The organism is Streptomyces sp. NPDC058534, assembly GCF_042717365.1.
Classification (GTDB): domain Bacteria; phylum Actinomycetota; class Actinomycetes; order Streptomycetales; family Streptomycetaceae; genus Streptomyces.
This window is the reverse complement of the sequence record NZ_JBHXNW010000029.1, coordinates 69,904-89,166: the sequence shown is the minus strand read 5'-3', so window position 1 is coordinate 89,166 and position 19,263 is coordinate 69,904. Positions and strand designations below refer to the sequence as shown.

The window sequence follows — 19,263 nt, the reverse complement described above, 5'->3', positions numbered from 1 at the left end:
CCGGGGGGGGGGGGGGGGGGGGGGGGGGGGGGGGGGGGGCGTTCGGGGCCGGCCCCCACCCCCCCCGCCAGGGGGCTCCGCCCCCTGGACCCCCGGCCTATGCCCACCCACCACCCGTCTCGGTAGCTCAGGAGGCGAGCTCGAAACGACTCACTACGCGCCGCGCGGCAAATGCCTCTCCGCGAAGTCCAGTTCCAGGCGGACCTGCTTGATGCGTTCGTCGACGACCAGGGAGCCGTGGCCCGCGTCGTAGCGGTAGACCTCGTGGAGGGCGCCGCGGGCCTCCAGGCGTTTGACGTAGTTCTCGACCTGGCGGATCGGGCAGCGTGGGTCGTTGACCCCGGCCGAGATGTAGACGGGGGCCTTGACGTCGTCGACGTAGGTCAGCGGGGAGGATGCCTCGAAGCGCTCGGGGACCTCCTCGGGGGTGCCGCCCAGCAGGGTGCGGTCGAGGGCCTTCAGGCCCTCCATCTCGTCGTGGTACGCGGTGACGTAGTCGGCGACCGGGACGGCGGCGATGCCCAGGGTCCACGCCTCGGGCTGGATGCCGATGCCGAGGAGCGTGAGGTACCCGCCCCAGGAGCCGCCGGTGAGGATGAGGCGGCCGGGATCGGCGAGGCCGGACGTGACCGCCCATTCGCGCACCGCCGCGATGTCCTCCAGCTCGATGAGGCCCACCCGGTGCTTGAGGGCGTCGGTCCAGGCGCGTCCGTACCCGGTGGAGCCGCGGTAGTTGACGCGGACCACCGCGTAGCCGTGGTCCACCCAGGCGGCCGGGCCGGCGGCGAAGGAGTCGCTGTCGTGCCAGGTCGGGCCGCCGTGGATGTCGAAGACCGTCGGGAGCGGGCCGGTCGTGCCGGCGGGCTTCTGGACCAGGGCGTGGATGCGGCCGCCGGGGCCCTCCACCCACACGTCCTCCACCGGGACCGAGCGGGGCGACTTCATGCCGGGCGGGTCCAGGACGACGCGGCCGGTGGTGGAGCGGACGGCCGAGGGCTCGGCGGCCGAGGACCACAGGTACTCCACGGTGCCGTCCGGGCGGGCCGTCGCCCCGGAGACGGTGCCCGCGGGCGTCTCGATCTCGGCCAGCTCGCGCTCGGCGAAGTCGTAGCGGAACAGCTCGCTGCGGGCCTCGAAGCCGTGCACGATCAGCAGGGCGCCGCCGTCCGGGAACCACTCGGCGCTGACGTCGCCCGGCAGCTCCAGGGCGAGGTCGGTCTGCTCCCCCGTCGCCACGTCCCACACCAGCGGCTCCCAGCGGCCCCGGCGCTGGTGCCCGATGAGCAGGCGGGTGTCACCGTCGACCGGCGCGAAGCCCAGGACCTCCAGACCCAGCTCCTCCTCGCCGCCCTTCGTGTCGTCCAGCTCGGCGACCGTCGTGCCGTCGGGACGCAGGACGCGCAGCGCCGAGTGCATCGCGTCGCCGTGCTCGGTGTGCTCGATCGCGATCAGCGTGCCGTCGTGCGAGAGGTCGCCGACGCCCGCGGACTCGCGGTGCCGGTAGATCTCCGCCGGGGCGGCGCCGTCCCCGCGCGCGAGGTGGATGGTCGTGCCCTCCTCGTCGGTGGAGCGGCCGACCACCGCCGTACGCCCGTCCCGGCCGAGGGCGAGGCCCGCCGGGTAGGAGGGGTCGAGGCCCGGCACGGCCGCCTTGTCCTCACCGCCCGCGAAGGGCTGGCGGCGCCAGACACCGAACTCGTCGCCGTCCTTGTCGTCGAACCACCAGATCCAGTCGCCGTCGGGCGAGAGCACGCCGTCCGTCGTGCCGTTGGGCCGGTCGGTGACCTGGCGCTGGTCACCCGACGAGCGGTCCCAGGCGTACAGCTCGTACGTCCCCGTCGCGTTCGACACGAACAGGGAGCGGTCCGGGGCGTCCTCGGCCCAGTCGGGAAGGGACACCCTGGGCGCCCGGAACCGCTTCTCCCACTCGGGCATCTGCTCGCCCTGCGTCTGCCGCTCGTCCGACTCGTCCGACTCGTCCGACTCGTCCGACCGAACGGACCCGTTGCTCTCAGTCATGGCCCCATACTGCCCCGACCTGCCGACAACGCGCAGACGGGATCCCCAGCCTGTGGACAACCTCGCCCGTCCACCCGTCTGCCACCACGTTTTCCACAGCCCCGAAGCAGGGGCGCACAGGCCCGCCCCGTACCGTGGAGGGCGTGTACCGGTTTCTGCTGACGCCCCGATGGTGGGGGATCAACGTCTTCGTCGTCCTGGCCATCCCCTTCTGCATCTTCATGGGTTCCTGGCAGCTGGGCCGCTTCGAGGACCGGGTGCAGGACCACGAGACCGCGACCACCCAGCACGAGGAGGCCCGCCGGGACGCGCCGCGCCCCCTGGCCGAGCTGCTGCCCCTGGACAAGTCGACCGTCGGCAAGCAGACCACCGTCACCGGCCGGTACGCCGACCAGCTGCTCGTGCCCGAGCGGAAGCTGGACGACCGGGAGGGCTACTACGTCCTCACGCTGCTGCGCACCGACGACGGCCGCGCCCTGCCGGTCGTACGCGGCTGGCTGCCGGGCGAACCCGACCCGGCGAAGGTCCCGGCCCCGCCCACCGGCGAGGTCACCGTCACGGGAGCGCTCCAGGCCCCGGAGTCACCGGGCAGCAACGGCGTCAGCGGACGCTCGGGATGGCCCGCCGGGCAGACCGGCTCGATCAGCGCGGCGACGCTGCTGAACCTCGTGCCCTACGACGTGTACGACGCTTGGACCACGCTGAACAGCGGCGACTCCGGGATGCGGGCCGTGCCCGTCAGCGCGCCGCAGAACAGTGGCCTCGACCTGAAGGCGTTCCAGAACCTCGGCTACACCGCCGAGTGGTTCGCCTTCGTGGGCTTCGTGATCTTCATGTGGTTCCGGCTGCTGCGCCGCGAGGCCGAACTCGCCCGGGACGCGGAGCTGGGGCTGGCCGTGGAGGACGCGGAGGACGTCGAGGCCACGGAGACCGACGCCGAGAACGCCGGGGAAGAGACCGAGCGGGCAGCGCGGCCCAGCCCGTCCAACGCCTGAGCAGGCGCCCCTTACGACTCCGTGCCCGCCAGCACACCCGTCCAGTACACGGTGCCCACGCACGCGTTGGACACCGTGGCCGTGGCCGAACCGGATCCGCTCTCCGGGGTGTACGTCACCGACACGCTTCCGTCCGCCGGTCCGTCCTCGTTGAGCAGCTGGGTCGTGGGGCCGGCCTCGGCGCCGCTCGTGGAGGTGCCGCCCGCGGCGGTCGTGTCCCCGGTGGGCGAGGGGTCGGGCGAGGGCCCGCCGGTGCTGCCCCCGGTGGTGCCGCCGGTGGTGGGACAGGTCTCCGAGGGCACCCAGGCGAACTGCACCTCGTACCCGGAGGCCGGCGCCAGGGTCAGCGCCGTGGTCTCCAGGGACGGGTCGGGCAGTCCCGCCGCGGCGTCGCCCGCCACATGCCGTGCCGTGCCGATCCTGGAGGCGTCCGCCGCTCCCTGCGAAGCGGTGACCACGTTGCCGGGGCCGGTGACGGTGCAGCCGTCCGAGGAGACGTTGGTGACCCGGAACGAGCCGTAGACCACGCCCGCGGAGTCGGGCTCGGCGATGCCGGCGACGGCCGGTCCGAGCTGCTTCGGCGTACACGCCGGAACGCCGGCGGCGACGCTGGGCGACGGTTCGGTCCCGGGCGCGGAGCCCGTGGCCGCGCCGCTCTCCTTGCCGTCGGGCGTCTCCTTGGGGCCGGTGCGGTCCTTGTCCTCGCCGGGGCCCGCGGAACCGGCGACGCCGCTCTGGCCGCCGGCCGGGTCCTTGCCCTGGGAGGCGCCGCCCTGGGCCTGCGAGGCGTGGCCCGCGACGGACGGGTCGGCGCCCGGGCCGGTGGAGTTGGAGACGTGCACGAGGGCGGGGACCGCGGTGCCGATGAAGAGGGCGGCGGCGGCCATCCCGACGACGGCCTGGCGCTTGCGGGCCCGCCGGGCGGGTACCGCGCGGCGCAGGTGTTCCAGGGTGCCGTCGCTCGGCTCGACGTCCTGGACGGCCTGCTGCAGCATCCGGCGCAGCGCCGGCTCGTCGGCGTCGAGCCCGTCCTGCCCTCGCGGGTCGGGGCCCTGGTCGGCGGGGCCGTGGTTCACAGTTCCGTTCCCAGCGTCGTGCGTGTGCTTCTGCTGCTCTTGCCGTTGCCCTTGCCCGGCCGGTCCGTCCGGCGGGCTCGGTTCGGTCGTTCTGTCCGGTCCGGCCGGCGCGGGCCCTTCCCGGGGGACGTCCTCGTCCTGCCGCGCGTGATCCTGCCGCGCGTGCTCGTCGCGGGCGCCCCGTCGTGCGTCGTTGCCGTCACTCATACCGGTGCCTCCATGGCCACCCTGAGCGCCGCGATGCCGCGTGAACCGTACGCCTTCACCGAGCCGAGGGATATGCCGAGCGTCTCGGCGACCTGTGCCTCGGTCATGTCGGCGAAGTAGCGCAGGACCAGGACCTCGCGCTGGCGGCGCTGGAGTCCCTTCATCGCCTTGATCAGGGAGTCGCGCTCCAGCTGGTCGTAGGCGCCCTCCTCCGCGCTCGCCATGTCCGGCATCGGCTTGGAGAGCAGCTTGAGGCCCAGGATGCGGCGGCGCAGCGCCGAGCGCGACAGGTTGACGACAGTCTGGCGCAGATACGCCAGGGTCTTCTCCGGGTCGCGGACGCGTTTGCGCGCGGAGTGCACGCGGATGAACGCCTCTTGGACGACGTCCTCGCAGGAGGCGGTGTCGTCGAGGAGGAGGGCGGCGAGGCCGAGCAGCGACCGGTAGTGCGCCCGGTACGTCTCGGTGAGGTGGTCGACGGTGGTACCCGCCGCCACCGTGTCGTCCGCGCCGTCGCGCTGGTTCGATATGCGGGCCGGCCGCGCTGCTGGCATCGGCGCGATCACCGGCATGCCACCGGCCGGACCGGCCACACGGGGACGGACTGACCGGCCGGGGGCCCGCACAGCGGGGCCACGCGTCGATGCGGTGAATTCGAGTACCTCTGCCACGCCTGTTGGACACGCCGACCCCCGTGAGGGTTGTACGTGTCGGGCGTCACGTTCCCGTGTCGGTCCTGTCCGTCGGGCAGCCACCCGGCTGACGGTGCGTCATACGCCCTCATCGTCCGCTCTTCCCCTATGTCCCATATGAACGAGCGTCCCCACGCCCGTCCTCGGCGTCCCCACGCCGACCCACGCGTCTGAGCGCCACGAATGGGTGACCGCAAAGACGCTCCCCGCCATCCGCACGGTTGCGGAGGGCGGGGAGGAAATCCTCTGACGGCACAGGTGCCGGGTACAAGTAGTCCGGACCAACTTCCGGATCACATCTCGTCCATGGATCCTACAAAGGAAACCAACAGTGGCCAGGGCATTTCGCCCCTCTGATGGGGCCTGATGGGGGTTCAGGCGAACTCGGCGGCCACCAGCTCCGCGATCTGCGCGGTGTTCAGCGCGGCGCCCTTGCGCAGGTTGTCCCCGCAGACGAAGAGTTCCAGCGCCGTCGGGTCGTCCAGCGCCCGCCGTACCCGCCCCACCCAGGTGGGGTCGGTGCCGACCACGTCGGCGGGGGTGGGGAACTCCCCCGCGGCCGGGTTGTCGAAGAGGACGACGCCGGGCGCGGTGGCCAGGATCTCCCGGGCCCGGTCGACGGTGACCTCGCCCTCGAACCGGGCGTGGACGGTCAGCGAGTGCGTGGTGACCACGGGGACGCGTACGCACGTCACCGCCACCGGAAGCTGCGGCAGCCCGAGGATCTTGCGGGACTCGTCCCGCACCTTCATCTCCTCCGACGACCAGCCGTCCTCGCGCAGCGACCCGGCCCACGGTACGACGTTCAGCGCGACCGGCTCCGGGAACGGCCCGGTGCCGTCACCGACGGCCCGCCGCACGTCACCGGGGTGCGTCCCCAGCTCGGTACCGGCCACCAGGGACAGTTGCCGGCGCAGCGTGTCCACGCCGTCCCGCCCCGCGCCACTGACCGCCTGGTACGAGGAGACGACCAGCTCACGCAGCCCGAACTCGGCGTGCAGCGCGCCCATCGCCACGATCATGGACAGCGTCGTGCAGTTCGGATTGGCGACGATGCCGCGCGGCCGCATCCGCAACGCGTGCGGGTTGACCTCGGGCACGACGAGCGGCACGTCCGGGTCCATCCGGAACGCGCCGGAGTTGTCGATCACCACGACGCCCTTGGCGGCGGCGACGGGCGCCCACCGGGCGGCGACCTCGTCGGGGACGTCGAACATGGCGACGTCGACGCCGTCGAAGGCCTCCTCGGTGAGCGCCGTGACCTCGACCTCCTCACCGCGCACGGCCAGCTTGCGGCCGGCCGAGCGCGGCGAGGCGATCAGACGGATGTCGCCCCAGACGTCCGCGTGCTGGGACAGGATCGTGAGCATGACCGAGCCGACGGCACCGGTCGCTCCCACGACGGCGAGCGTGGGCCGCCCGTCCCGTCCGGTGTCGGACATCAGCGGCCGGTGCCCCCGTAGACGACTGCCTCATCGCTGTCGGAGTCGAGACCGAAGGCGGAGTGCACGGCGCGCACGGCCTCGTTCACGTCGTCCTTGCGGGTGACGACCGAGATGCGGATCTCGGAGGTCGAGATCAGCTCGATGTTGACCCCGGCGTCGGAGAGCGCCGTGAAGAAGTCGGCGGTGACGCCGGGGTGGCTCTTCATACCCGCGCCGACCAGCGAAATCTTGCCGATCTGGTCGTCGTAGCGCAGGGAGTCGAAGCCGATGCCGGCGCGGTTCTTCTCCAGGGCGTCGATGGCCTTGCGGCCCTCGGACTTCGGCAGGGTGAAGGAGATGTCCGTCAGGCCCGTGGAGGCCGCGGACACGTTCTGCACGACCATGTCGATGTTGACCTGGGCGTCCGCGATCGCCCGGAAGATCGCGGCGGCCTCGCCCGGCTTGTCCGGCACGCCGACGACCGTGACCTTGGCCTCCGAGGTGTCGTGTGCGACACCGGAGATGAGGGCCTGCTCCACCTGCTTTTCCCCTTGCTTGATCGGCTCGCTGCTGACCCAGGTGCCCTGGAGTCCGCTGAAGCTGGACCGGACGTGGATCGGGATGTTGTACCGGCGGGCGTACTCCACGCAGCGGTGGAGAAGCACCTTGGAACCGCTGGCCGCGAGCTCCAGCATGTCCTCGAAGGAGATCCAGTCGATCTTCTTCGCCTTGCTGACCACACGCGGGTCGGCGGTGAACACGCCGTCGACGTCCGTGTAGATCTCGCAGACGTCCGCGTCGAGCGCGGCGGCGAGAGCGACGGCCGTGGTGTCGGACCCGCCGCGGCCCAGCGTGGTGATGTCCTTGCTGTCCTGGCTGACGCCCTGGAAGCCGGCCACGATGGCGACGTTGCCGTCGTCCACCGAGGTCTTGATGCGCCCCGGCGTCACGTCGATGATCCGGGCCTTGTTGTGGACCGAGTCGGTGATGACTCCGGCCTGGCTGCCGGTGAACGACTGGGCCTCGTGACCCAGGTTTTTGATCGCCATGGCCAGCAGCGCCATGGAGATACGCTCTCCGGCGGTCAGCAGCATGTCGAGTTCACGCCCGGCAGGAATCGGGGAAACCTGCTCGGCGAGATCGATCAGCTCGTCCGTCGTGTCGCCCATCGCGGAAACGACGGCGACCACCTGGTTGCCGTTCTTCTTCGCTTCCACGATCCGCTTGGCGACGCGCTTGATGCCCTCGGCATCGGCTACGGAGGAGCCTCCGTACTTCTGCACGACAAGGCCCACGTGCGCTCCTCGCTCAATCCGTCTCTGGTCCGCACGTACGTATATGTACTGCGGTCGGCTCATTTTACCGAGCGTCCCGGTTTCCCCCCTGCGGTATCGCATGGTGAGACCCGGGTACTCGCTCAGGCTGGCTCATGCCCAACCGGAGACGGGTCACTCGGGAAAGTGCGGCGTGTCACACGTTCACAAGTGTCTTCCCTTCACGTCGATACCGGGCCGGACTCAGTCCGCGAGTTCCTTGAGGGGCTCGGTGTCGAGGGTGATGCCGACGGGGTCGGGAAGCTTCACAGGGGCGCCGAAGGCACTGTTCACCTGCTGCCGGTAGCGGCCGTCCTGCGGTTCGGTGAACACGGTGACCGTGCAGTCGTCCCGGTCGACGAGGAGGTAGACGGGGATGCCTGCGGCGGCGTAACCGTCGGGCTTGTCGATTCGGTCGTGCGAGGTGACTTCCACGGCCATGAGCACTCCCTCGGCATCGGACCAGTCACCATGCCCCTTCGGGTACCCGTACGGTGCGAGAACGCCGCCCGGGCGAGCTCGCCCCTTGCGGTAGCCCTCGACCTTCACACCCCTGTCGACGTAAAGCCACAGCTCCGGACGATGTTGCATGCACAGCCTCTGCAACCAGGCGATGATCTGATCGTGGTTGCCGTCCGTCACTGCCTTGACCTGGACCTTCCCATTGATGAACTCCAGCCGCACGGTCTCCGGGGCATGGCGTTCGAGCTCCTCGAACTCCTCGACGGACATCTGCGGCCGGTGCTCGGTCCTGCGGGTCATGGCGTCGCCTCCTGCACGCTCACGGGCGCTCCACGTGAATGCGTTCCCGGCCCGCGCAGGCGGCCAGGGCGCGGATGTCGCCCAGGTCGTCGGTGAGGATGGGGGCGTCGTCGTAGGCGATGGAGGCGAGGACGACGGTCGCGTCGATGACGTCGGAGGTCTTGTTCTGCTGACAGAGCACGGCCGCCGCCTTCGCCATGGTCTCGGTCATCGGCAGCACCTCGCAGCCGTGCAGTACGCGATGCAGGGCCGCCGCCTTCGGACGTGTGTCCCAGCCCTGCGCCAGCACCCCGGCCGGGACGACCGGGGTTTTGCCCCTGCTGAGCGCCGTGTAGTGCACATGCAGGAAGGCCGGGTCGTTCTTCACAGCGGCGATCAGCGCGCCGGTGTCGTAGATCAGGTGACTCATGCGCTGCGTCGCTCCTCCGGCGTCTCCCCGAAGAGAGCGTCGACCCGCGCTTCAGCTGCGGACATCTCGCCGGGGGTCGGCCACCCGTACTCGTCGAAATGTTCCTCCATCGCTCGCATCCCCTCCCGGAGAAGGCGCCGGTTGCTGAGGTACTGCTCAAGGGCTCGGCTGATCACCGAGGAGATCTGCTCGTCCTCGGCGGCGGCGAACTGCCGCAGCGCCTTACCGAGCTCGGCATCAAGGCTCACACTGAACTTCACTTTCTCAGCCATATTACGACTGTAATCCGGTTGCTTCAGGGGTTCCAGCGCCTGGGCACGCGGAGGAAGGTGTCGGGCACGATGGCGTACTCCTCGTCCTCGGCGGCCGCCTCCGCAAGGCAGTTCTCACAGACGCCGCCGTCGAGCTTCACCGTGCGTTCGTCCTGGTCACAGATCCCGCAGACCATGATCACGCGGGTCACCTTGGCGCGCCGCGCGCGCTGCTTCGGGGGCATCTTCGACTCCAGTCGTCGGCGGGCGAGACCGCCCGGGTTGCTGACAGTGGGTGGCAGCCCTTCGGTCAGGGCTCGGGTGATGTCCTTCGGCGTCGCACCACGCGACAGCCACTCCTCGGCGAGAGGTTCGAGGGAACCGCAGTCGCCGTCACTGAGCGCCATACGCGGCTCGGCGGTGCGCAGTGCGGCGAGGGTGCGGTACGCGACGCCGACCGGCTCGGGTTCGGGTTCGGGTACCGGCTCGGGCTCGGTCACGTCCGGTACGGGGGCGGCCGTCGCTTCTTCGACCCGGGCCAGGCCGGGCTGGTGGTCCCAGGTCACGTCCGTACCGTGCCGCTCCCGCGCGAACACCGCCCACCACTCCGCTGACCTGCGGGTACGCGACCAGTACGTCCGCGTGACCCACCGCATGGTGTTGTCCTCGACGGTGATGTGTTCCTTGATCCAGCGCAGGTGGCCGGCGTGCGTGATGCGGGTCAGCGACGAGCGCATCGCCTGCTGGCCGTAGCGCGGATGCTCCGCCGCGAGCGCCTTGTGGCCCATCGCGTGGCCGGTGTCGAGGTGGTCGATGAAGACGGCGACCTCGGCGTCCCGGGGGATCAGGTGTGCGAAGTCCGGGTCCGCGACCGGGTTTTCGTCACCTGCGAGGCGCTTTCCGTAGCCCGGATTGGCCATGGGGTGGGACGCGGAGGGGAGGGCAGGACTAGTCTTGGCGTAAGCCACGGGCGAACCACTTCTTCGTTCCGTAGGTCAGGCCCCGGATTGGTGTTGGCGCACCGCCGGGGCCGACTCATTTGCTGGTCGTTTGCCGCGAACCTAGAGCGGCTTTACACAACGACGCAAGCTGATCACGGAACGTCACTCTTACGAGGTACACCGCCTCAACTCAGCTACAGACTTGGTTGGTTGGGAATTTCAACCAGACCAGAAACCCAAGGGAAGAGCTCGGGTCCCGGGGCTCAAGCTCCGGGCTGAACTGCGGCGATGAACGCAGCCCAGGCGGGGGGCGAGACCTGGAACTGGGGGCCGGTCGGGGCGGACTTGGAGTCGCGGACGTGAATGGCGCCACTGCGGGCGACCTCGACGCAATTACCGCCCTCGTTGTCGCTGTAGCTCGACTTGAACCACTTCAACTGGTCACTCACGGCTGATCACCATCCGCTCGATGAAACGGGCCGTCTCGTCGGGATCGAGGGCCCGCGTGCGGATCATGCTTAGCCGCTCGGTGACGCGGCTGACAACACCTGGATCGGCCGAGAGTTCGCTGGCGAACGCGCCCTCCATGAAGGCCAATCGCTCGTGGTCCAGCCCCTCCAGCAACACCATGGGCCCCATGAGCGCATCACTGAATGCTTGCTCGAAGGGAAGTACCTGCAACACCACGTTGCGCAGTCGGGACACCTCCAGTAGGCGTTGCAGTTGCGCCTCGTCCACCAACGGGCTCCGCAAGACCGCCTCATAGAGCACGAAGCTCAGCCCTACCGGCGGCTTCCGTTCGGTGAGGATCGTCTGCCGCTCCATCCGGGCGGCCACCCGCTCCTCCACCGTCTCCTCGTCCAGGGGCGGGATGCGGTTGTCGATGAGCGCCTTCGCGTAGGCCCGCGTCTGCAACAGGCCCGGCACCAGAGCGACTTCGTACGTCCACAGGCTCGTCGCCTCGCGCTCCCGCTCGATGAAGTCGACCGCCCGCGCGGAGTACCGCTCCCGGCGGACGTACTCCTTCGCCGCGCTCAGCATGCCCTGGGCGCCGCAGAGTTCGTCCGCGATGTCGAGGAGCCTGGGCGACGGCATCCGGACGCCGCGCTCCATGGACGAGATGGTCTCGGGGGCGTAGTTGGCGGCGGTGGCCAGGGCCTCGCGGCTGACGTTGGCGAGGGTGCGCCAGCGTCTGATCTGGTTGCCGCTGTAGCACCAGGCCGCGGGTGGCTGGGAGTTGTTGTTCGGTACCGGCACAGGGCCCACCTCCGGCTGGTCGTCGGCTACCGAGCGTAGACCGGCCGATGGCTACGTGTGACCGTGATGAACAGGATTCACCGGTCGGAGCGGATCACTTCACCGGCCGCAGCCCCAGCGGACCCGCGATCTCCTCCACCATGACCTTGCCGGCCTCCGTTTCCAGGGCGTCGTCGCCGAGGTCCTCGTCGGTGTCCAGGCCGTCGAGGGCGGCGAGGGGCTGGTTGAGGCGGACGTGGGCTACGACCGACTGGAGGGCGCGCAGGGTGGCGGAAGCCGTGGAGCCCCAGTTGGAGAAGTAGGAGAACTGCCACCACCACAGGGCCTCCGTGGTGCGGCCGGCCCGGTAGTGGACCATGCCGTGGCGGAGGTCGGTGATGACATCGGTGAGGTCGTCGGAGATACGGGCCGGGACCGGGGCCTTACGCGGCTCGTAGGGGTCGAAGACCTCCGAGTAGACGTCGATGGGGTCGAGGATGCGGGCGAGGTTCTCGCGGAGTTCGTCCACGTCGAGTTCCGGGCCCGGGTCGGGCTCGTAGCGCTCGTCGGGGACGATGTCCTCGTGGGCGCCCAGGCGGCCGCCGGCCAGCATGAGCTGGGAGACCTCCAGGAGGAGGAAGGGGACGGCCGAGTCCGGTTCGTCGCCCTTGGCCACTTCCGTGACCGCGACCAGGAAGCTTTCGATCTGGTCCGCAATCTGGACCGCGAAGTCGTCGGGGTTCTGGTTGGTCGCGTGCAGCGTGGCGTCAGACATCTAGGAGTCGTCTCCCCTCGAAGGCGCGGCCGAGAGTCACCTCGTCCGCGTATTCCAGGTCCCCACCCACCGGGAGGCCGCTGGCCAGGCGGGTGACCTTGAGGCCCATGGGCTTGATCATGCGGGCGAGGTACGTGGCCGTGGCCTCGCCCTCCAGGTTCGGGTCCGTGGCCAGGATCAGTTCCGTGACGGTGCCGTCGGCGAGGCGGGCGAGCAGTTCACGGATGCGGAGGTCGTCCGGGCCGACCCCGTCGATCGGGCTGATCGCGCCGCCGAGCACGTGGTAGCGCCCGCGGAACTCACGGGTGCGCTCGATGGCGACGACGTCCTTCGGTTCCTCCACCACGCAGATCACGGCGGGGTCGCGCCGGGTGTCGCGGCAGATGTTGCACTGCTCCTCCTGCGCCACGTTCCCGCAGGTCGCGCAGAAGCGGACCTTGGCCTTCACTTCCATGAGGGCCTGGGCGAGCCGTCGTACGTCGGTCGGTTCCGCCTGGAGGATGTGGAAGGCGATCCGCTGCGCGCTCTTGGGACCGACGCCGGGCAGTCGCCCGAGCTCGTCGATGAGGTCCTGGACCACGCCTTCGTACAACGGACTGCCGTCCTTCCTGAGGTTCCTGCACTACGTACGGTAGATGGCTTCCGCCGGTCTGAGAAAGGCGAACTCAGAAAGGCAGGCCGGGGATGCCGCTGCCGCCGCCCATGCCCTGGGCGAGAGGGCCGAGCTTCTCCTGCTGGAGGGTCTGCGCGTTCTCGTTGGCCGCCTGGACCGCGGCGACGACCAGGTCGGCGAGGGTCTCGGTGTCCTCCGGGTCCACCGCCTTCGGGTCGATCACGAGGCCGCGCAGCTCGCCGGAGCCGGTGACCGTCGCCTTCACCAGGCCGCCGCCCGCCTGGCCCTCGACCTCCGTCCGTGCCAGTTCCTCCTGGGCCTCGGCGAGGTCCTGCTGCATCTTCTGGGCCTGCTGGAGCAACTGCTGCATGTTGGGCTGGCCACCACCGGGGATCACGTTCGACTCCTGTCACTACGGCTCGTCACTGATTTCCCGTTCGGCACGAGCCTACGTGGTCCGGGCGGCCCTCGCCCCAGCACTCTTTCGAGTGATGTTGCCCGAGTCCTATACCTGATCAAGACCCCCTTCCGGGCGGAAAGACGGCGGAACCCACGGTGTCGCCACCCATTGGGCGGTAGGAAGGATTCCGAGCAGGCGCGGACGGTCAGCAGTAGGGAGTGCCGGGTGGGTCAGCCGGAGAAGCAGCCCGAGGGGCCGCCGCAGGACGGGCGGGACGAGCAGGGGGCGGCCGGAGCGCGGCCGGGCGACCTGGCCGGGCGGGCGTTTCCGCTCGGCGACTGGGCGCTGCCCGCCGACCGGCTGGACGAGCTGTACCGGTGGGTGGAGCGGGGTGCGCTGGACACGGCGGCCTGGTATCTGGCCGACCGGGTGTGGAAGCGGCGGGGCGCCGTGCTGCTGCGGGGCGGGGCGGCGGTGGGGGCGGTCGCCGGGGCGGCGCTGCCGCTGCTCGACATGTCCGGGGTGGTGGGCGGGGTCGCCCCCTGGGGGTACCTCGCGCTGCTGGTCGCGGTGGCGTGCGTGGCCGGGGACCGGTACTTCGGGGTCACGTCCGGGTGGATGCGGGACGTGGCCACGGCGCAGGCGGTGCAGCGGCGGCTTCAGGCGCTCCAGTTCGACTGGGCGTCGGAGAGTGTGCGGGAGGTGCTGGGGCCGGCGGACGGGACGGCGAGTGAGGCGGCGGAGCGGTGTCTGCTGGTGCTGCGGCGGTTCTCGGAGGACGTGACGGAGTTGGTGCGGGCGGAGACGGCGGACTGGATGATGGACTTCCGGTCCGGGGTCGCGCCGCTGGGGTTGCAGTCGGGGGTGGGGGGTGGGGTGGCGGGTGGCCGGGCCTCGGAGGCGGGGGTGGTCGGGTCGGGGCGGTTCTCGGCGCCTGCGAATGGGGCTCGGCCGAATATGCCTCGGCAGCGGCCGCCGGAGCCGAGGTGACTTGGCTCGCGGTGAGGTCGGTGCGGTGAGGTCGGTGCGGTGAGGTCGGTTTTCCGGTGACCGGCGTGGGGGTGGGCCGGGGGTGGGTGTCGCAGCCCGGCGTTGCGGGGTGCCGCTCTCTTTGGGACGGGTGCCGCCCCAGCGGCACGATTGCCCGCAGCTCAGCGGGAGCGGGTGTAGGTCAGGGTTTCGCCTGTTGTCGTGTTTGTGCGTTCCAGGGTGCCGTTTGGTAGGAGGGTGACCTCGGTGGGGGCGCCTGGGGTGCAGGTGGTGGACGGGCCTGTGGTCACCGTGGAAGGGCCGACCGTGACCGGGCCGTCGGGGGCCGGGGTGTCGGTCAGGGCGGCCTCGAAGACGCAGTGGTAGGTGCCGTTGCCCGCGGGGCCGTCGGCGGCGAGGGACAGGACCGTGTCTCCCACCTCGCCCTGCCGGATGGTCAGCCTGCGGGTGTGGACCCCGGACGCGTTGTCGATGGTGGTGGCCCATGTGCCCAGGTACGCCGTCGGGATCGTGCCCTTCCGGGTCGGCCGGTCCGCGTCGTCGACCGTCGGAGCCGATCCGTCCGTGCTCCGGGACGCGGAGGCCGTCGGCGTGGGGTCGCCGTCCGCCCGGTCGTCGCCGCCCCCGCTCATCAGGGCGTAGACCGAGCCGCCGGCGCCGAGCGCGACGACCAGGGCGACGGCGATCAGCAGCGCGGTGGAGCGGCCCCTGCGGGACGGGTCGTAGGGCGGGCCGTACGGCGGTGGGGGCCCGTAGGGCGGGGTCGGGCCGGTGCCGTACGGCTGCGGGTGGCCGGGTGGCGGCGGCGCGTTCCAGGCCGGGGACGGGACGGCGTACCCGTGGGCGGGCGGGGGTGTGGGCGGCGGGTTCTGGCCCGCGACCAGGGTGGGGAGGTGGTTCAGCGGGGCGCCCCCGCCGCCGCTGCCCGGCTCGCGCGGTGGCGGGGGTCCCGCCACGGGGGTCTGCGGGGCCGGGGACGTACCACCCGGCGTCTCCGATGCCCCCGGCGTCTCCGGGTTCTCCGTGTCCAGCAGCCGTACGGCGTGCCGGCCGAGCTGGGCGACCAGCGCGCCGGGCAGCCACGGGTCGCGGGAACGGCCGTCGGTGACCGTGTCCTGCGCGCCCGTGCGCTCCAGGACCTCGGCGAGGCCGGGGCGCGCGGCGGGGTCCTTCTTCAGACAGTCGCGTACCAGGTCGGCGATGCCCTCGGGCACGCCGTCCAGGTCGGGCTCCTCCTGCGCGATGCGGAACATCAGCGCGTGCACGCCGCTGTTTGCGGTGCCGAAGGGCAGCTCGCCGGTGGCGGCGTAGGCGAGGACGGAGCCGAGGCAGAAGACGTCGCACGCGGGCGTGATCCGGTCGCCGCGCACCTGCTCCGGCGCCATGAAACCGGGCGAGCCGACGAGCGCGCCGGTGCGGGTGAGCCCGCCGTCGGTGACCGTCTGGAGGGCCCGCGCGATGCCGAAGTCGATGACGCGGGGCCCGTCGATCGTGACGAGCACGTTGGACGGCTTGAGGTCGCGGTGGACGATCCCGGCGGCGTGGATGTCCTGGAGGGCGTGCGCGAGACCGGCCCCCAGGATGCGGACCGACCGCTCGGGCAGGGCACCGTGGTCGTGGCCGACGACCTGCTGGAGGCTGGGACCGGCGACGTACCCGGTGGCGAGCCACGGCACGGCGGCCTCGGTGTCGGCGTCCAGCACGGGCGCGGTCCAGTGGCCGCCGACCCGGCGCGCGGCCCCGACCTCCTGCCGGAAGCGTTCCCGGAACTCCTCCAGCGCGGCCAGCTCCTCGCGGACCAGTTTCACGGCGACCGTGCGCCCCCGGTCCGAGCGGGCCAGGTAGACGTGGCCCATACCCCCCGCGCCCAGCCGCCGCAGCAGCCGGTACGCCCCGATGTTCCCCCAGTGCTGAACGCCTGGGGGGACCCCCATCGGATCCCCGTCCCCCAGCTCGTGCATGTCGCCGCCGCCTTCCCCCCGAACGTGCGCAACAGAGCGAGGATAGTGCGGGCGCGCCCCTCGGTGCGGGGGTCTTGTGCGTGACGGGATGGCCGGTACGTCGACAACCTGTCGCGGAAAGCTCCGGACCGCAGACAGGACGCCGATTCCGTTTCCGCATCGCGGACATCTACCCTCGGCCGCATGACTCCTGAGCCCCACCTCCAGGCCGGCGCCGCCGTGAAGGCCGCGGACCGCGCGCACGTCTTCCACTCCTGGTCCGCCCAGGAGCTCATCGACCCGCTCGCCGTCGCCGGCGCGGAGGGGTCGTACTTCTGGGACTACGAGGGCAAGCGCTACCTCGACCTCGCCAGCGGACTCGTCTACACCAACATCGGCTACCAGCACCCCAAGGTCGTCGCCGCGATCCAGGAGCAGGCGGCGCGGATGACGACGTTCGCGCCCGCGTTCGCCGTCGAGGCGCGTTCGGAGGCGGCCCGGCTGATCGCCGAGCGGACGCCGGGCGACCTGGACAAGATCTTCTTCACCAACGGCGGCGCCGACGCCGTGGAGCACGCCGTGCGCATGGCGCGGCTGCACACCGGGCGGCCGAAGGTGCTGTCGGCGTACCGCTCGTACCACGGCGGCACCCAGCAGGCGATCAACCTCACCGGCGACCCGCGCCGCTGGGCCTCCGACAGCGGCACCGCGGGTGTCGTGCACTTCTGGGGCCCCTTCCTGTACCGCTCGCGCTTCTACGCCGAGACCGAGGAGCAGGAGTGCGCGCGGGCGCTGGAGCACCTGGAGACGACGATCGCCTTCGAGGGCCCGGCGTCCGTCGCCGCGATCGTCCTGGAGACGGTCCCGGGCACGGCGGGGATCATGATGCCGCCGGCCGGCTACCTCGCCGGGGTGCGTGAGATCTGCGACAAGTACGGCATCGTCTTCGTGCTGGACGAGGTCATGGCCGGCTTCGGGCGGACCGGTACGTGGTTCGCGGCGGACCTGTACGACGTCGTGCCCGACCTGATGACCTTCGCCAAGGGCGTGAACTCGGGGTACGTGCCGCTGGGCGGTGTCGCGATCTCCGGGAAGATCGCCGAGACGTTCGCCGAGCGGCCCTACCCGGGCGGCCTGACCTACTCCGGGCACCCGCTGGCCTGCGCCGCCGCCGTCGCCACGATCAACGTGATGGCGGAGGAGGGCATCGTCGAACACGCGGCGCGGCTCGGTGCCGAGCTCGTCGAACCGGCCCTGCGGGAGCTGGCCGAACGGCACCCGAGCGTGGGCGACGTGCGCGGCACCGGCATGTTCTGGGCGCTGGAGCTGGTGAAGAACCGGGAGACCCGGGAGCCGCTGGTGCCCTACAACGCGACCGGGCAGGCCGCCACCCCGATGTCCGCGTTCGCCGCCTCCGCCAAGTCCCACGGCGTGTGGCCGTTCGTGAACATGAACCGCACGCACGTGGTGCCGCCGTGCAACATCTCGGAGGCCGAGCTGAAGGAGGGCCTGGCGGTCCTGGACACGGCACTGTCCGTGGCGGACGAGTACACGGAGTAGCGAGAGGCAAGTGCACCGAGTAGCGGGAGGAGTACGCCGAGGAGCCCCTGCCCGCTTGCGGGCAGGGAGGGGCGCCGGCGCGTATGGTGGCGTGCTCGTACACCGTAGACATGTGTGCGAACCCTGCGAGCCCGCCCCGGGCACGCACGCCCCGCCCGCGACGAGGAGACGCCCGCCCATGCCCGGCCCCAGCGGCACCGGTGCCGTCACGCGCAGCACCCTGCGGCGGCAGATCGCCGACGCGCTCCGCGACGAGGTGCTGGCCGGGCGGCTCCAGCCGGGGCAGGAGTTCACCGTCAAGGAGATCGCCGAGCAGTACGGGGTGTCCGCGACGCCCGTGCGCGAGGCCCTGGTCGACCTGTCCGCGCAGGGGCTCCTGGACGCCGACCACCACCGGGGCTTCCGGGTGCACGAGTACTCGGTCGACGACTTCCGAGGCATGGTCGGGGCCCGCAGCCTCGTGACCGACGGGATGTTCCTGTCCCTCGCCGGGGACCTGGGGGGCGGGCCGGACCCGGACGACCCGCGCGTCGCCGCCGCCCTGTCCGGAGTGCGGCGCCGGGGCGAGGAGGCCCAGCGCGCCGCCGCGGCCGGCGACCTGACCGTCCTCATCGGCTACGACCTGCGGTTCTGGCGCGAGCTGGCCGCCCTCTTCGGCAACGCCTACCTCTCCGACTTCCTGCACCGGCTGCGCGTGCAGTCCTGGGTGTGCACGGTGCAGCACCTGCGCCGGCTCAGCGAGCTGCGCGGCGCGCTGTGGTCCGGGCACACGGAGCTGGTCGACGCCCTCGCCCGCCGCGACGTGCCGGGCGCGCGGTCGCTGGTGCACGCGTACAACGCCCACTCGCTCGCGCTGATCGAACGGCTCGCCCGGGACGACCGGGGGAGCACCGGGCGATGACCAACGGCTGAGGTGTCGTGGTCCGGCGCCAGATGGGTATGGGACCTGCACGCGACCCGCACCGACTACGCTTTCCTGACCCACCGTGCTGTGTGAGGAGCCCTCTTTTGGCCTGTGACCTGTGGCTGGTACCGCTCGTCGACGTCTTGTGCCACACGCCGGACAACCCGTTCGCCGAAGAACTCGCGCAATACGACAAGGTGCTCGCCGAGGCCGGGCTGCCGCCGGTCCCGGTGTACCAGTACATGCCGGGACTCACCGGCGAGGTCGGGCCGGTGGCCGGTTTCGACTACGACGCACTGCACTTCCTGCGCCGGGCGTACCTGCTCCAGGTGTGCGGGCTGCCGGTGACACCGGTGGACGAACTCGGCGGTGACTACGAGCAGTTGCTGGAGATGTTCGAGTCGACGGCCCAGCAGTCGCACCTGGTCTGGCACTACGACCACGCGGGCGCCTACGTCCCGGTCGACTTCCCGCACCCGCTCGCCAACGACGAACTCCTCGCGGGCGGCGGCCCCTTGGGCTCCTCGCACGCCCTGCTGCGGGAGCTGGAGTCCGTCGCCCCGGCCCTCGGCATCGACCCGGCCAACCCCCCGGCGCCGCCGCAGCCGCCGCTCGCGCCGACGGAGCTGGAGGAGCCGGCCGTGGCCGCGCCCTACGACTCCAGTCCCTTCGCCCGGGAGCGCCACGTGTGGCTGGGCCTGCACGCGGCGGCCACGCGGAGCCTGGCGCAGGGGTCGATGATCGTCTTCAGCTGAT

The 19,263-nt window shown here is 71.3% G+C and carries 20 protein-coding genes; 5 read left to right on the top strand and 15 right to left on the bottom strand.

What is annotated here, in order from left to right; genetic code table 11:
- Positions 1-153: 153 nt before the first annotated feature.
- Positions 154-2,019, bottom strand: coding sequence for a S9 family peptidase (locus ACFWR9_RS19595; protein ID WP_383843546.1), 1,866 nt, complete (start codon positions 2,017-2,019; stop codon positions 154-156).
- A gap of 143 nt (positions 2,020-2,162) precedes the next feature.
- Between ACFWR9_RS19595 and ACFWR9_RS19590 the strand changes: the two genes are divergently transcribed.
- Positions 2,163-3,014, top strand: coding sequence for an SURF1 family protein (locus tag ACFWR9_RS19590; RefSeq protein WP_383843543.1), 852 nt, complete (start codon positions 2,163-2,165; stop codon positions 3,012-3,014).
- A gap of 11 nt (positions 3,015-3,025) precedes the next feature.
- On the opposite strand, the gene ACFWR9_RS19585 is transcribed toward ACFWR9_RS19590, so the two are convergent.
- The 13 genes from ACFWR9_RS19585 to ACFWR9_RS19525 all read right to left on the bottom strand — a co-directional run bounded on the left by ACFWR9_RS19585 (position 3,026) and on the right by ACFWR9_RS19525 (position 13,110).
- Entirely contained in the window at positions 3,026-4,297 is a 1,272-nt protein-coding gene (locus ACFWR9_RS19585) for a hypothetical protein (protein WP_383843540.1), read from the bottom strand.
- Positions 4,294-4,869, bottom strand: coding sequence for a SigE family RNA polymerase sigma factor (locus ACFWR9_RS19580; RefSeq protein ID WP_064729026.1), 576 nt, complete (start codon positions 4,867-4,869; stop codon positions 4,294-4,296). Before ACFWR9_RS19580 ends, ACFWR9_RS19585 begins: the two co-directional genes overlap by 4 nt.
- 494 nt (positions 4,870-5,363) lie before the next feature.
- Complete coding sequence (locus tag ACFWR9_RS19575; RefSeq protein ID WP_383843537.1) at positions 5,364-6,431, bottom strand: aspartate-semialdehyde dehydrogenase; 1,068 nt, start codon at positions 6,429-6,431, stop codon at positions 5,364-5,366.
- On the bottom strand, positions 6,431-7,708 hold the full coding sequence (locus ACFWR9_RS19570; protein WP_383843534.1) for an aspartate kinase: 1,278 nt from the start codon (positions 7,706-7,708) through the stop codon (positions 6,431-6,433). Before ACFWR9_RS19570 ends, ACFWR9_RS19575 begins: the two co-directional genes overlap by 1 nt.
- A 222-nt stretch (positions 7,709-7,930) precedes the next feature.
- Positions 7,931-8,488 carry a Uma2 family endonuclease gene (locus ACFWR9_RS19565; RefSeq protein ID WP_383843531.1) on the bottom strand — a complete coding sequence of 186 codons (558 nt, stop codon included), beginning with the start codon at positions 8,486-8,488 and terminating at the stop codon, positions 7,931-7,933.
- A gap of 19 nt (positions 8,489-8,507) precedes the next feature.
- On the bottom strand, positions 8,508-8,897 hold the full coding sequence (locus ACFWR9_RS19560; protein ID WP_383843528.1) for a hypothetical protein: 390 nt from the start codon (positions 8,895-8,897) through the stop codon (positions 8,508-8,510).
- Positions 8,894-9,169: a hypothetical protein gene (locus tag ACFWR9_RS19555; protein WP_383843525.1), complete on the bottom strand. Its 276-nt coding sequence runs from the start codon at positions 9,167-9,169 to the stop codon at positions 8,894-8,896. The genes ACFWR9_RS19560 and ACFWR9_RS19555 overlap by 4 nt, the downstream gene beginning before the upstream one ends.
- A gap of 23 nt (positions 9,170-9,192) precedes the next feature.
- Complete coding sequence (locus tag ACFWR9_RS19550; RefSeq protein WP_383843522.1) at positions 9,193-10,116, bottom strand: hypothetical protein; 924 nt, start codon at positions 10,114-10,116, stop codon at positions 9,193-9,195.
- Between the two features lie 236 nt (positions 10,117-10,352).
- Complete coding sequence (locus ACFWR9_RS19545) at positions 10,353-10,538, bottom strand: DUF397 domain-containing protein (RefSeq protein ID WP_383843519.1); 186 nt, start codon at positions 10,536-10,538, stop codon at positions 10,353-10,355.
- On the bottom strand, positions 10,531-11,346 hold the full coding sequence (locus tag ACFWR9_RS19540) for a helix-turn-helix domain-containing protein (protein WP_383843516.1): 816 nt from the start codon (positions 11,344-11,346) through the stop codon (positions 10,531-10,533). Before ACFWR9_RS19540 ends, ACFWR9_RS19545 begins: the two co-directional genes overlap by 8 nt.
- Positions 11,347-11,440: 94 nt before the next feature.
- Positions 11,441-12,100 carry a DUF5063 domain-containing protein gene (locus ACFWR9_RS19535; RefSeq protein WP_383843513.1) on the bottom strand — a complete coding sequence of 220 codons (660 nt, stop codon included), beginning with the start codon at positions 12,098-12,100 and terminating at the stop codon, positions 11,441-11,443.
- Positions 12,093-12,692, bottom strand: coding sequence for a recombination mediator RecR (gene recR, locus ACFWR9_RS19530; RefSeq protein ID WP_383843510.1), 600 nt, complete (start codon positions 12,690-12,692; stop codon positions 12,093-12,095). Before recR ends, ACFWR9_RS19535 begins: the two co-directional genes overlap by 8 nt.
- A 73-nt stretch (positions 12,693-12,765) precedes the next feature.
- The gene (locus tag ACFWR9_RS19525) at positions 12,766-13,110 is read right to left on the bottom strand and encodes a YbaB/EbfC family nucleoid-associated protein (RefSeq protein ID WP_383843507.1); all 345 of its coding nucleotides are present in this window, start codon (positions 13,108-13,110) and stop codon (positions 12,766-12,768) included.
- Between the two features lie 228 nt (positions 13,111-13,338).
- On the opposite strand from ACFWR9_RS19525, the gene ACFWR9_RS19520 reads away from it, so the two are divergent.
- Positions 13,339-14,103 carry an SLATT domain-containing protein gene (locus ACFWR9_RS19520; protein ID WP_383843504.1) on the top strand — a complete coding sequence of 255 codons (765 nt, stop codon included), beginning with the start codon at positions 13,339-13,341 and terminating at the stop codon, positions 14,101-14,103.
- Positions 14,104-14,264: 161 nt separating this feature from the next.
- On the opposite strand, the gene ACFWR9_RS19515 is transcribed toward ACFWR9_RS19520, so the two are convergent.
- Positions 14,265-16,064 carry a serine/threonine-protein kinase gene (locus ACFWR9_RS19515; protein WP_383843501.1) on the bottom strand — a complete coding sequence of 600 codons (1,800 nt, stop codon included), beginning with the start codon at positions 16,062-16,064 and terminating at the stop codon, positions 14,265-14,267.
- 183 nt (positions 16,065-16,247) lie between these two features.
- On the opposite strand from ACFWR9_RS19515, the gene ACFWR9_RS19510 reads away from it, so the two are divergent.
- The 3 genes from ACFWR9_RS19510 to ACFWR9_RS19500 all read left to right on the top strand — a co-directional run bounded on the left by ACFWR9_RS19510 (position 16,248) and on the right by ACFWR9_RS19500 (position 19,262).
- Entirely contained in the window at positions 16,248-17,603 is a 1,356-nt protein-coding gene (locus ACFWR9_RS19510; RefSeq protein ID WP_383843498.1) for an aspartate aminotransferase family protein, read from the top strand.
- Between the two features lie 178 nt (positions 17,604-17,781).
- Entirely contained in the window at positions 17,782-18,504 is a 723-nt protein-coding gene (locus ACFWR9_RS19505; protein ID WP_383843496.1) for a GntR family transcriptional regulator, read from the top strand.
- Positions 18,505-18,611: 107 nt separating this feature from the next.
- Positions 18,612-19,262, top strand: a complete 651-nt coding sequence (locus ACFWR9_RS19500) for a hypothetical protein (RefSeq protein ID WP_383843493.1) — start codon at positions 18,612-18,614, stop codon at positions 19,260-19,262.
- Position 19,263 lies beyond the last annotated feature (1 nt).

Coding starts and splice junctions, on each gene's coding strand:
- ACFWR9_RS19555 (WP_383843525.1), bottom strand. CDS start 9,169: ATGGCTGAGAAAGTGAAGTTCAGTGTGAGCCTTGATGCCGAGCTCGGT.
- ACFWR9_RS19565 (WP_383843531.1), bottom strand. CDS start 8,488: ATGACCCGCAGGACCGAGCACCGGCCGCAGATGTCCGTCGAGGAGTTC.
- ACFWR9_RS19505 (WP_383843496.1), top strand. CDS start 17,782: ATGCCCGGCCCCAGCGGCACCGGTGCCGTCACGCGCAGCACCCTGCGG.
- ACFWR9_RS19515 (WP_383843501.1), bottom strand. CDS start 16,064: ATGCACGAGCTGGGGGACGGGGATCCGATGGGGGTCCCCCCAGGCGTT.
- ACFWR9_RS19535 (WP_383843513.1), bottom strand. CDS start 12,100: ATGTCTGACGCCACGCTGCACGCGACCAACCAGAACCCCGACGACTTC.
- ACFWR9_RS19585 (WP_383843540.1), bottom strand. CDS start 4,297: ATGAGTGACGGCAACGACGCACGACGGGGCGCCCGCGACGAGCACGCG.
- ACFWR9_RS19595 (WP_383843546.1), bottom strand. CDS start 2,019: ATGACTGAGAGCAACGGGTCCGTTCGGTCGGACGAGTCGGACGAGTCG.
- ACFWR9_RS19575 (WP_383843537.1), bottom strand. CDS start 6,431: ATGTCCGACACCGGACGGGACGGGCGGCCCACGCTCGCCGTCGTGGGA.
- ACFWR9_RS19560 (WP_383843528.1), bottom strand. CDS start 8,897: ATGAGTCACCTGATCTACGACACCGGCGCGCTGATCGCCGCTGTGAAG.
- ACFWR9_RS19580 (WP_064729026.1), bottom strand. CDS start 4,869: ATGCCGGTGATCGCGCCGATGCCAGCAGCGCGGCCGGCCCGCATATCG.
- ACFWR9_RS19510 (WP_383843498.1), top strand. CDS start 16,248: ATGACTCCTGAGCCCCACCTCCAGGCCGGCGCCGCCGTGAAGGCCGCG.